Origin of the sequence: Dyella sp. LX-66 (genome assembly GCF_018599165.1) — a bacterium.
GTDB lineage: Bacteria > Pseudomonadota > Gammaproteobacteria > Xanthomonadales > Rhodanobacteraceae > Dyella_D > Dyella_D marensis.
Window position 1 is genome coordinate 1 of the sequence record NZ_JAHFVJ010000003.1, and the last position, 11,969, is coordinate 11,969.

The window sequence follows — 11,969 nt, forward strand, 5'->3', positions numbered from 1 at the left end:
CTCGCACCTTCACGCGCCTCGCCACGTTGGGGTTCGCCTGCGGCTCACCCCAACCTACGCCGTACGCTTACGCAACGAACAGGGCTAAACCCAAAAACTGGCCTCAGTCATTGAACATCCTCTTCGCAACGGCACGTTGAAGCACCCGCTACGTAAACGCACGGTCGTTTCGTGTCGACTCTGGTTAATCCGTTGCCGCGGCCGCCCACCGCTCCTTCTAGTCGCGTCGCGAGCCTTTGCTCTCAGGCCATTTCTTTTGGGTTACTTTTTCTTTGGGCCAGCAAAGAAAAAGTGACTCGGGCGCCGGCAGGCGCACGAAATGCCCGCTGCATAAGCGGCCAAGTCGCGTTAACGCGAAAACCAGGCGAGACAGTCACTGGACCCCAGCTTCCGCTGGGATGACGAAGCATTCGGCGGCAACGCCAAACCCACTAAAGCAACACAGGCCGATCCGGCAACTCATCCGGCTTCCCGGAGCCATCCCCCGGAAAATGCCGCGCCAACAACTCATGCGCAGCACCAATCCCCCCGAGACTCCCCTCGCGCCACTGCCCCCGCGCGAAACACTCGCGCATCCGCGCACAAATCGCGTCCCACTCCGCCTGCGGCACAGCAACCGCAATCCCCCGATCGGCAACGATCTCAATGCGATGCTCAGCGAGCAACACATAAAACAACACACCGCAATTGTGCTCGGTATCCCACACGCGCAACTGCGCAAACACCTGCTCCGCGCGCCGGCGCGCATCGAGCCCCTCCAGCACATCCCATGGCGACAACCGCGCCTCCACGGCGAAACACACCTCGCCCTTGTGGCGCCGCTCACCTTCGGCGATAGCGCGGGTCATCTCATCCAGCACGGCAGGCCCGAACGCCCTGCGCAGCAGAAACCACGCACCGCTCAGATTCGCGAAGAAACGTTGGGCGCGTCCCATCACCAGCTCCCCGAGGAGCCGCCGCCGCCGAAGCTGCCGCCGCCTCCGCTGAAACCGCCGCCACCACCGCCGCCGCCGAAACCACCGCCACCAAAACCGCCACCGCCGCCCCAGCCACCGAAACCACCCCATCCGCCGCCGCCGATGGAACGCCCGGCGCCAGCCGGCAGCAGCATCAGTACGCCGCCGATGATCGCGCCCAGTGCCGCGGCGCCCATGCTGGCGGCGAGCAGCCACAGCAGGCCGCCGATCAGGCCGGCGCCGAGCGGCGTGCGGAGCCAGATGCGGGCCCGGCCGAAGATGCCGCGCAGGAACAGGCCGGCGAAGATGCCGATGAACAGCATTTCCTGGAAACCCAGGCCGCTGCGGCGCTCGCGGTGCGCCGGCTCGATCGGCGGCGGCAAGGCCTCGCCGTCGATCAGTTGCGTGAGCGCGCCGACGGCGTCGCTGATGCCGCCGAAGTAATCGTTGCTGCGGAATTTCGGCGCGATGTATTCGCGCGTGATGCGCGCCGTGGCGGCATCGGGAATGGCGCCTTCCAGGCCGTAGCCCACTTCGATGCGCACGCGCCGGTCGTTCTTGGCGATCAGCAGCAGCAGGCCGTCGTCGGTGCCCTTGCGGCCGATCTTGTTGGCCTCGGCCACGGCCAGCGAATAGCTCTCGATATCCTGCGGCTGCGTGCTGCCCACCATCAGCACCACCAGCTGCGCGCCCTTGCGCTGTTCCAGCGCCACCAGCTGCGCGTCGAGCTGGTCGACCTGCTGCGCGGTGAGCGTGCCGGTGAGGTCGGTGACGTGGCGCGCCAGCTTGGGCGCTGCGTCATCCGCATGCAGCGGCGCCAGCCCTGCCGCGAGCAGCAGCAGGGCCAGCAGCAACAACGGCAGGCGCGAAAGGCGCCGCACGGTCACCTCAGTGCGTCGTCGCGGCCGGAGCCGGCGCCGCGCTGGTGCCGAAGTCGACGGTCGGCGCGGTGGAAATCGCCTTCTCGTTCTCCACGGTGAAGTTCGGCTTGACCTGGTAGCCGAAGATCTTGGCGGTGAGGTTGTTCGGGAAGGTGCGGATCATCGAGTTGTATTCCTGCACCGACTGCACATAGCGGTTGCGCGCCACGGTGATGCGGTTCTCGGTGCCTTCCAGCTGCGCCTGCAGGTTCTGGAACAGGCCGTCGGCCTTCAGCTGCGGGTAGTTCTCGCTCACCACCATCAGGCGCGACAGCGCGCTGGACAGCTGGCCCTGCGCCTGCTGGAACTGCTGCAGCTTCTGCGGATCGTTCAGCGCGTCCGGGCTCAGCTGCATGGTGCCGACCTTGGCGCGCGCATTGGTCACTTCGGTCAGCACTTTTTCCTCGTGCTGCGCGTAGCCCTTCACCGTATTGACCAGGTTGGGCACCAGGTCGGCGCGGCGCTGGTACTGGTTGATCACTTCGGACCAGGCGGCCTTGACCGCTTCGTCCTGGCGCTGCATGGCGTTATAGCCGCAGCCGGAGAGGCCAAGGACGAGCAACAGCAGGGCGATCGCGCGAAGGAATTTCATGGGCGTGGACTCCGATCCGGTAGACGCCACATTGCAGCATTCCGCAAGGAGCTGCGCAATCTGACGGGTGTCACACCATCCAGCGCGGCGCCAGGATCAGCACCCAGCTCAGCACCGTCATCATCAGCAGCAGGAACACCGCGGCCGAACCCATGTCCTTGGCGCGGCCGGCCAGTTCGTGGAATTCCGGGCTGACCTTGTCGACCACCGCTTCCACCGCCGAATTGAGCAACTCGGCCGACAGCACCAGCACCGCCGGCAGCACCAGGGCGATCTTTTCCAGCGGGCCGTTGCCCAGCCACAGGCCCAGCGGCACCAACACCACCGCCAGGCAGGCCTCCAGGCGGAACGAGGCCTCGTGCTGCCAGCCGGCGCGCAAGCCCTTCATCGACCACTTGAAGGCGTTCCAGATTTCTTTGGGTCCGCGGATGCCGCTGGCTGCCATAGCTGTAAGTCCGTGCTCATGGGCATCCCGGGGCGGCGGGCTGCCGGCCGGGTCCTGCCACAAACGCGGCATGATGCCATAGCGCCCCGGCGCTTCGGAGGCGCCCGCTAGAATGCCGGTCATGAGACGTTCCCTCGCCCAGCAGCGCATCGGCCCCACCGCCCTCACCCGCACCCTGGCCTGGCTGCGCATCTGCGCCATCGCCGGGCAGAGCGTGGCGGTGCTGGTCTGCGCGCTGTGGATGAAGCTGGATATCCCGCTGCTGCCGCTGCTGGTGGGCATCGGCACGCTGGCGGTGTTCGCTGTCTACGCCGCCTGGCGGCTGTCGCAGCCCACCCCGCTGCGCGAATGGGAAACCATCCTGCACGTGGCGGCCGACACCCTGGTGCTGGGCTATCTGCTGTATTTCACCGGCGGCGCCAGCAATCCCTTCATCACCCTGCTGCTGGTGCCGATCGCGCTCACCGCGGCGACGCTGTCGGTGCGCGCGATCTTCGCGGTGGCGATCCTGGCCGGCGTGGCCTACGTGGTGCTGCTGGGCTGGTATGTGCCGCTGCCGATGCCGGAGCACGCGTTCGGGCCCAACGGCTTCACCCTGCACGTGGCCGGCATGGGCGTGAACTTCGTGATTTCCGCCTTGCTGCTGGCCTTCTTCACCAACCGGCTGGCGCGCGCGGTGCGGCTGCAGCAAGTGGAGATGCAGCGCGTGCGCGAACGCGCGTTGCGCGACGAGGGTATCCTGGCCATCGCCACCCAGGCCGCCGGCGCGGCGCACGAGCTCAACACGCCGCTGTCGACCATGCGCACCCTGCTGCCGGAACTGCGCCGCGAACACGCTGCCGACACCGTGCTGGGCGAGGACCTGGCCCTGCTCGAAGGCCAGGTGGAGCGCTGCCGCACGATCCTGCGCGAGATGGTCGCTTTCGGTAAGGCGCAGCTCTCGCAGGTGCCCGAATGCACCACGCTGGACGGCTTCGTGCACGGTGCGCTGGAGCGCTTCCAGCTGCTGCGCCCGGAAGCCGACCTGGAACTGCAGATGGACGACGACGCCGGCGAGATCGTGCTGCGCACGCCGCCGGGTCTGCGCCATGCGCTGCTGAACCTGCTGAACAACGCCTTCGAGGCGTCCGCGCTCAACCAGTCGCAGGCGGTGGACCTGATCGCCCACCGCGAAGGCGGCTGGCTGGAATTCGTGGTGCGCGACCACGGCCCCGGCTTCACGCCCACCGGCGCACCGGCCGTGGTGGGCCAGTCGCACAAGCCCACCGGGCTGGGCATCGGCATCGCCCTGGCCGAAGCCACCGCCGAACGGCTGCACGGCGAGCTGACCGCCACCAACACCCCCGACGGCGGCGCGGAAATGCGCCTGCGCCTGCCGCTGGCCGTGGTGGAGGCCAAGGACGGCTGACGGGACACTTCGCCGCGCCCCCGGCCCCGCCGGTCAGGCTTGCGCGACAATACGTGCGGCCAATCCCCCGGGAACCGCATTCATGACCGACCAGCAGCCCCTGCTCATCATCGACGACGACGCGACCTTCGCGCGCGTGCTGGCCCGGGCGCTGAGCTCGCGCGGCTTCGAGGTGCTCACCGCCGGCAACGCCGACGAGGCGCGCGCCCTCACCCGCCGCCACCATCCGCGCTACTGCGTGCTGGACCTGAAGCTGGGCGATGAAAACGGCCTGCGCCTGATTCCCGAACTGCGTTCCCTGGTGCCGGACATGCGCGTGCTGCTGCTCACCGGCTACGCCTCGATCGCCACCGCGGTGGAAGCGATCAAGCGCGGCGCCCACGACTACCTGGCCAAGCCGGTCGACGCCGACGCCGTGGTGCGCGCCCTGCTGGAAGGCGACGCCCCCAGCACCGACGACGACCTGCTGGACGCCCCGGAAGCCCCGCTGGCCCTGCGCCGGCTGGAGTGGGAGCACATCCAGCGGGTGCTGACGGAATGCGACGGGAATATCTCGGAAACGGCGCGCCGGCTGGGCATGCACCGGCGGACCCTGCAGCGCAAGCTGAGCAAGCATCCGGTGCGGGAGCGCCCGGACCAGGAATAAGCCGGGCAACAAGCAGGTAAACGGAAACACGGCCTGCGACAACGCGCCGCCTTTTTCCTCACGGGAGCGCGGCTATCCTCGCAACCCTTGACCTGGGTCCAGGGTACGACTTTGAACCGACCGCTCCGCCTCCGCGTCCTCCCCCTGGCCCTGTTCGCCGCACCTGCCTTCGCGCAGCAGGCCAGCACGCTGGAAGCCGTGCACGTGCACGCCAGCGACACCCAGGTGACCGAAACGCCCGGCGTGCAGGTGCGCGTCAGCCGCGAGCAGCTGCAGAAGCACAACGTCACCGACAGCTCCGACGCGCTGAAGTACGCGCCGAACCTGCAGGTGCGCAAGCGCTATATCGGCGACCCAAACGCGGTGATCAGCGGCCGCAATGCCGGCACCCTGCAGAGCGCGCGCAGCCTGGTCTATGCGGATGGCCTGCTGCTGTCCAACCTGATGACCAACGGCTATGACGGCGCGCCGCGCTGGGGCATGGTGGCGCCGGAGGAGATCGGCGCGGTCGACGTGCTGTACGGGCCTTATTCGGCGCTGTACCCCGGCAATTCGATGGGCACCACGGTGCTGATCCACACGCGCCTGCCGCAGACCTTCGTGGCCAGCGCCAGCGCCCAGGTGATGAGCCAGCATTTCACCGACAGTTACGGTGCGGGCGGCCATTACAACGGCCGCAACTTCAACGCCACGCTCGGCAACAAGCAGGGGCGCTGGAGCTGGATGCTCGCGCTCAACAAGCTCGATAACGACGGCCAGCCGATGCAATACGCCACCGCCACCGCGGGCGGCAATGCGGCGCGCGCGGTGCCGGTGCAGGGCGCCACGCTCGATCGCAACCCCAACGGTTCGCCGCGCCTGGTCTACGGCGCCAACACCATCGAGCACACCGAGCAGACGCAGGCGAAGCTGAAGGTCGGCGTGGATGTCACCGACAAGATCTCGGCGCTGTTCACCCTCGGCTACTGGCACAACCATGCGGACGACCGCACGCGCAGCCTGATCCGCGATCTCTCCGGCCAGCCGGTCTACAGCGGCGTGATCAGCGCCTACGGCCGCACCTGGAGCTTGCCCGCCAGCGGCCTGGCGCCTTCCGCCACGCGCGAGACGCATGCGCTGTACGGCGTGGAGTTGAACGGCCGCTTCGACAACGGCTGGCGCTGGACCGCGGTGGGCAGCAAGTACGACTTCGTGCGCTCGCAGACGCATACCGCCAGCCTGGCCCCGCCGGTCGGCCCGCTCGGCGGCCCGGGCACGGTGGCGGACCTCGGCGGTTCCGGCTGGGAAACCGCCGACCTGCGCAGTTCCGGCCCGCTGGGCGAACACCACACGCTGTACGCCGGCCTGCATGGCGACCGCTACGTGCTCGATTCGCGCGTGCGCCAGGCCAGCGACTGGCGCGGTGACGCCAACGGTGCGCAGACCAGCGCCTTCGGCGGCCGCACCCGCACTTACGCGGCGTATCTGCAGGACGTATGGGGCTTCGCACCGGCATGGACGTTCACGCTCGGCGGCCGCTGGGAACAATGGCGCGCCTACGACGGCCTGCGCGCCAACGCCGTCACCACGCTGCGCTACGCCGAACGCCAGCGCACCGACTTCTCGCCCAAGGCCGCGCTGGCCTGGGACTTCGCGGATGACTGGCAGTTGCGCCTGGCCAGCGGCAAGGCGGTGCGCTACCCCACGGTGAACGAGTTGTTCCAGGGCAGCATCTCGGCCAACGCCATCGTCAACAGCAATCCGAACCTGCAGCCGGAGCGCGACTGGTCCACCGACCTGACCCTGCTGCGCACGCTGGCCAACGGCCACTGGCGCGTATCGCTGTTCCAGGACCGCATCGCCGATTCGCTGTATTCGCAGACCGACATCACGGTCACGCCGACGGTCACCAATATCCAGAACGTGGACAAGGTGCGCGTGCGCGGCATCGAGGGCGAGCTGGCGCTGAAGGACGTGTGGATCGCCGGATTGGATCTGCAGGCCAGCGTCGCGTTCAACAACGCCAAGACGCAGAGCGATCGCCAATACCCGCTGGCTGACGGCAAGTGGTTCCCGCGCATCCCGAAGGTGCGCGCCACCTTCGTCGCCGATTACCGCATTACGCCCGAGTGGGACGCCTCGCTGGCCATACGCCATTCCGGCCGCCAGTACGGTTCGCTCGACAACAGCGATTTCGTGAATACCTACGGCGCGGTCAGCCGCTTCACCGTGGCCGACGCCAAGCTGCGCTGGAAATTCGCGCCGCAGTGGACGGCTTCGGCCGGCGTGGACAACCTCACCAACGAGCATTACTGGGTCTACCATCCCTATCCCGGCCGCACCTTCTTCGGCGAAGTGCGCTGGGACTACTGATACCGGAGCCGCGCCATGCGCCTAGCCCTCACCCTGTTGTTCGGCCTTGCCGCTACCACTGCCGCGGCGCATGACATGGCGGGCATGTCGATGCCCAAGGGGCCGGATCTCGGCGCCAGCGCGGCGCTCGACGGCAAGGGCCGGCTGTGGGTGGCGGATGCGGCGGACGGCCATGTGCGCCTGCGCCATTCGGACGATTTCGGCCGCACGCTGAGCGCACCGGTGCTGGTCAATGCGCAGGCCGAGCCGATCTACGCGGAAGGCGAGAACCGGCCCAAGATCGCCTTCGGCGCCAAGGGCGAGCTGTATGTGAGCTGGTCGCAGCCGCGCGCCAAGCCGTGGACCGGCTTCGTGCGCTTCGCGCGTTCCACCGACAACGGCGAGCATTTCTCCGCACCGCTCACCGTGCATCACGACCGCGCCGAGATCACCCATCGCTTCGATGCGATGGCGGTGGACAGCAAGGGCCGCATCGTGATGGCGTGGATCGACAAGCGCGATCTGGAAGCCGCCACCGCCAAGGGCAAGCCGTACCAGGGCGCCGCGATCTACACCAGCGTTTCCAGCGACGGTGGCAACAGCTTCTCCGCCGAACGCAAGCTCGCCGACGAAACCTGCGAGTGCTGCCGCATCGCGCTGGCCAGCACGCCGCAGGGCGAGATCGCCGCGTTCTACCGCAGCATCTTCGGCGACAACATCCGCGACCACGCGTATGCGGTGCTGCATGCAGATGGCCGTCCGCTCGAACCGCAGCGCGCGACCTTCGACGACTGGCATATCGCCGGCTGCCCGCATCACGGCCCGGGGCTGGCGATCGGCGCCGATGGCGTACGCCATGCGGTGTGGTACGAGGCGAAGGACAAGCCAGCTATCCATTACGGCCAGCTCGATCCGGGCAAGGCGCCGGCGCATCTGCAGACCATCGCCACCGCCGGCGCCAGCCATGCCGATGTGGCGGCGAGCGGCAAGCAAGTGTGGGTGGTGTGGAATCAGGTCAATGCGCAGGGCTTTGCGCTGATGCTGCGCGAATCGCAGGACGGCGGCGCCAGCTTCGGCGAGGCGCGCGAGGTCGCGAATCAGAAGGGCGCCGTTGCCGCGCCGCAGCTGCTGCTGTGGCAGCACCGCGCGTTCGTCGCCTGGAATACCACCAGCGGCTTCCGCGTGGTGCCGACGGAGGCGTTGTGATCCGGCGCGCGCTGCTCGCTCTGTGCCTGGTCTTGCCGTTCGCGGCGCAGGCCGGCGCACCTGTCGCCTTGACGGCGGACGACGTGCCCGCCCTGCTCAAGCCGCCCGCTCACGGCGTGCGCGTGCTGGCGCTGTGGGGGCTGGATTGCACGTATTGCGAATCGAATCTGCAGGCTTTGCAGAAGCTGCAGCGCGCGCATCCGCGCGAGATCGAACTGATCGCCGTCGCGACCGACAGCGTCGACGAAAGCGCCGCGCTGGAACAACGGCTGCACGCGGCCGGTGTCGACACGCTTCCTTCGCGGGCCTATGCCGAAGCGACGCCGGAGCGCATCAATTACCTGATCGATCCGAACTGGGGCGGCGAGCTGCCGCGCACCTTGATCATCCGCGCGGACGGTACGCGCAAGGGCATCAGCGGGCAGTTGACGCCGGATAAGTTCGCCACGATTCCGTAGGTTGGGGTGAGCCGCAGGCGAACCCCAACATCGCCAGCACCAAACGCCGCGTCTTGTTGGGGTTCGCCTGCGGCTCACCCCAACCTACGCCAGGCGGTGCGCTTTACTCCGCGCTGCTCTCGGATGCCGGCAGCGGATCGTGCGTACCGTCATCCTCATCGCCGTAGATGGCCACGTGCGGCTTCCCATCCTCGCCGATCCACCCGCGGAACATCCCGTCCGTATTGAACGGCATCGCCACGTTCCCTTGGGCATCCAGCGCGATCGCGCCGCCATTGCCGCCCATCGAGGGAATCTCCTGGTTGATCACCTCGGCCGCGGCGCGCTTCAGCGGCACGCGCATCTGCGTCACGCGCATGCAGATCTCGTGCGCCGCCACCGTGCGGATATAGAACTCGCCCCAACCCGTGCCCGACACCGCGCAGCCGTTGTTGGCATACGTGCCTGCGCCGATCAGCGGCGAATCGCCGATGCGGCCCCAGCGCTTGTTGGTCATGCCGCCGGTGGAGGTGCCGGCGGCGAGGCGGCCTTGCGTGTCCAGCGCCACCGCGCCGACCGTGCCGAAATGCTTGGCGGTTTCCACGTCCTCGTGCTGGCGATGCTCGGCGTCTTCCTTCAGCGCCTTCTGCAACTGCTGCCAGCGCTCCTCGGTGCGGAAGTACGACGGGTCGACCAGCTCGATGCCCACCTCTTTGGCGAACGCCTCGGCGCCGTCGCCGGCGAGCATCACGTGCGGGCTCTTGTCCATCACCGCGCGCGCCAGCAGGATCGGGTTCTTTACGCGGTGCACGCCAGCGATCGCGCCGGCCTTGAGCGTGAAGCCATCCATCACCGCGGCATCGAGTTCGTTCTTGCCGTCGTGGGTGAACACGGCGCCCTTGCCGGCGTTGAAGTTGGGGTCGTTCTCCAGCGCGGTGATCGCCGCCGTCACCGCATCCATCGCCGGCTTGCCCGCCTTGAGCTGGGCGTAGCCGTTCTGCAGCGCCTGGGCCAGCGCGGCGCGCACGGCCTTCTCGCGGGCGGGATTCATATCGCGCTTGATCACGCCGGCGCCGCCGTGGATGACCAGCACCGGGGTCGTGGCATGGCTCATGGCGGACGCTCCCAGCAGCACGAAGGCGGCAAGCAGGCAAGGCAACTTCACGGTCGTTCTCCCCGAATGGTCGGGGCGAGTATAGCCAGCCTTTCCGCCCGTACTCAGCAGAATGTCGCGCCCGGACGGCTCAGCAACCGAGGCGCGGCGTGAGGTCGATGCGCAGGCCGATCGAGGCCTTCGGATCGCTGTGGTTGACTTCGCCGACCTGGATCGTCGCCTTCTCGCCGGGCCGGGTGCGCACGGCCGGATGCACGGGGTGGTCCAGGTTGCCGCCGTTGAGATCGCCGCGCACTTCCAGCAGGCCGCCATCGACGGGAACTACGGCGAAACTGGCATGCCAACCCGGAACGCCATCCGCGCTGCCGCTCACCTGTACCGGGACGCCTTGCTTGAGGCATTGCCGCATATGCGTGGACGGCGCTTCGCCGTCGTAACCGATATCGATCTGCAGCGCATAGCGGTGCGCCGCTCCCGCCGTGCGCGCGGCAGCTGCCGGCGTGGCCGCATACACCACGCCTGCCATGGCGATGGTGCAGGCAGCGAGCGCGATGCTGCCGAGGCGGCGGCGCAGGATCGAATCGGGCTTGGCTTTCAACATGGCAATGCGCTCCGTAAGTGGATGACGGGGAGACCAGGTGCAGCCCACCGGCAGCGCCATCGCCGCCATCTGGGTTTTCAGCAGCGCTTCGGCGTACTGCTTGCGCCGGCCGCGGTGCACGCGCATCACCGCGGCATCGCAGGCCAGTTCCTGGTCATGGCGGAAGCGGTGCCAGCACCACCACGCCAAGGTATGCGGCCAGCACAATGCCAGCGTTATGAGCGCGCACAGCGACCACAGGCCGTCGCGCCGATCCGCATGCGCCTGTTCGTGCGCCAGCACCAGCGCCTGTTCCTGCGCGTCGTAGCGCGTGGCGAAATCCGCCGGCAGCACGATGCGCGGACGCCATGCGCCGAGCAGCGCCGGGCCGACATCCGCGGACGCCGCCAGCCACACCGGCCAGCGCGCGGAGCGCTCCTCGCAGCGATGCGCACCGCGCAGACGTTGCCGATAACGGCGCTGCAGCAGCCATCCGCACGTGGCGACCACCGCCACGCCCAGCACCCAAAGCGCCAGCAGCAGATCCGCTGCGTGGATGCCCGCGCGCGACCGGTCCGCCAGCGCCGGCAGCGCGCCGCCCGCGCTGGCAATGACGTAGACCAGGGTCGGCGCGCCGGCGGTCGGCGCCGGCGCATGCGGCAGCTGGCTGATCAGCATCGCCAGCGGCGGCAGCATCCACAGCTGGAACGCACGCTCCGCACCTAACCAGTTCCGGCACGGCCGGCGCAACAGGAGCACAGCCACGCAGGCCATGCTGAAAGCCAGCTGCGCCAGCCACAGCCGCGACAGCCACTCAGAGCTGCTCATCGTCGAGATCCTCCAGCAGCTTGCGCAGTTCCGCCACGTCCTTGCGGCTCAGCTTGCGCTGCTCCGAGAAGTGCGCCACCAGCGGCGCGATGCGCCCGTCGAACAGGCGGTCGATCAAGCCCTTGCTCTCCTGCGACACGTACTGCTCGCGGGTGAGCCTGGGTGCGTACAGATAACGCCGCCCTTCGCGCTCGGCCTTCACCGCTTTCTTCTTCAGCAGGCGGTTGAGCAGGGATTTCACCGTGCCTTCCTGCCAGCCCTGCGCCGGCCCGACCTCGGCCAGGATCTCTTCCGCGCTGCGCGGCGCGCGGCGCCACAGCACGTCCATCACTACGGCCTCGGCCTCGCTGATCGACATGGCGAATCTCCGTTTACATGCGTAATCGCAATTACGATTACACGCGTAAACGAACTCGTCAAGCGCCGGCTGCGACCTTGGTACAGCATGTGCGGACACCGATCCGTCGTATCCTTGGCAGCTGGCTCTCCCTGCTAGAAGGCATCGC

Annotated in this window: 12 protein-coding genes; 5 read left to right on the plus strand and 7 right to left on the minus strand. The window is 68.1% G+C overall.

The annotated features are described in order from the left end of the window. Positions 1 to 431 precede the first annotated feature (431 nt). The 4 genes from KK141_RS06635 to KK141_RS06650 form a co-directional block, all read right to left on the minus strand. Positions 432 to 935, minus strand: coding sequence for a TPM domain-containing protein (locus KK141_RS06635; RefSeq protein ID WP_214568977.1), 504 nt, complete (start codon positions 933 to 935; stop codon positions 432 to 434). Beyond that, the gene (locus KK141_RS06640) at positions 935 to 1,837 is read right to left on the minus strand and encodes a TPM domain-containing protein (protein WP_214568979.1); all 903 of its coding nucleotides are present in this window, start codon (positions 1,835 to 1,837) and stop codon (positions 935 to 937) included. Before KK141_RS06640 ends, KK141_RS06635 begins: the two co-directional genes overlap by 1 nt. 7 nt (positions 1,838 to 1,844) lie before the next feature. Further along, positions 1,845 to 2,468, minus strand: a complete 624-nt coding sequence (locus KK141_RS06645; protein ID WP_214568981.1) for a LemA family protein — start codon at positions 2,466 to 2,468, stop codon at positions 1,845 to 1,847. A gap of 70 nt (positions 2,469 to 2,538) precedes the next feature. Continuing rightward, positions 2,539 to 2,913 carry a diacylglycerol kinase gene (locus tag KK141_RS06650; protein ID WP_214569431.1) on the minus strand — a complete coding sequence of 125 codons (375 nt, stop codon included), beginning with the start codon at positions 2,911 to 2,913 and terminating at the stop codon, positions 2,539 to 2,541. A gap of 112 nt (positions 2,914 to 3,025) precedes the next feature. On the opposite strand from KK141_RS06650, the gene KK141_RS06655 reads away from it, so the two are divergent. The 5 genes from KK141_RS06655 (at position 3,026) to KK141_RS06675 (ending at position 8,962) form a co-directional block, all read left to right on the plus strand. Then, on the plus strand, positions 3,026 to 4,321 hold the full coding sequence (locus KK141_RS06655) for an ATP-binding protein (RefSeq protein ID WP_214568983.1): 1,296 nt from the start codon (positions 3,026 to 3,028) through the stop codon (positions 4,319 to 4,321). Positions 4,322 to 4,403: 82 nt separating this feature from the next. Next, a complete protein-coding gene (locus KK141_RS06660; RefSeq protein ID WP_214568985.1) occupies positions 4,404 to 4,967 on the plus strand; it encodes a response regulator transcription factor in 564 nt (187 codons plus the stop codon). A 111-nt stretch (positions 4,968 to 5,078) separates the two neighbouring features. Continuing rightward, positions 5,079 to 7,319 (plus strand): TonB-dependent receptor, encoded by a 2,241-nt coding sequence (locus KK141_RS06665; RefSeq protein ID WP_214568987.1) that lies wholly within the window; start codon positions 5,079 to 5,081, stop codon positions 7,317 to 7,319. Positions 7,320 to 7,334: 15 nt separating this feature from the next. Continuing rightward, a complete protein-coding gene (locus KK141_RS06670) occupies positions 7,335 to 8,504 on the plus strand; it encodes a sialidase family protein (RefSeq protein WP_214568989.1) in 1,170 nt (389 codons plus the stop codon). After that, positions 8,501 to 8,962: a hypothetical protein gene (locus tag KK141_RS06675; RefSeq protein WP_345777530.1), complete on the plus strand. Its 462-nt coding sequence runs from the start codon at positions 8,501 to 8,503 to the stop codon at positions 8,960 to 8,962. Before KK141_RS06670 ends, KK141_RS06675 begins: the two co-directional genes overlap by 4 nt. 103 nt (positions 8,963 to 9,065) lie before the next feature. Here the strand turns inward: KK141_RS06675 and KK141_RS06680 are convergent, their stop codons facing one another. The 3 genes from KK141_RS06680 to KK141_RS06690 form a co-directional block, all read right to left on the minus strand. Further along, complete coding sequence (locus tag KK141_RS06680; RefSeq protein ID WP_214569433.1) at positions 9,066 to 10,055, minus strand: isoaspartyl peptidase/L-asparaginase; 990 nt, start codon at positions 10,053 to 10,055, stop codon at positions 9,066 to 9,068. Between the two features lie 130 nt (positions 10,056 to 10,185). Next, a complete protein-coding gene (locus KK141_RS06685) occupies positions 10,186 to 11,463 on the minus strand; it encodes a M56 family metallopeptidase (protein ID WP_214568991.1) in 1,278 nt (425 codons plus the stop codon). After that, positions 11,450 to 11,821 carry a BlaI/MecI/CopY family transcriptional regulator gene (locus tag KK141_RS06690; RefSeq protein ID WP_214568993.1) on the minus strand — a complete coding sequence of 124 codons (372 nt, stop codon included), beginning with the start codon at positions 11,819 to 11,821 and terminating at the stop codon, positions 11,450 to 11,452. Before KK141_RS06690 ends, KK141_RS06685 begins: the two co-directional genes overlap by 14 nt. Positions 11,822 to 11,969 lie beyond the last annotated feature (148 nt).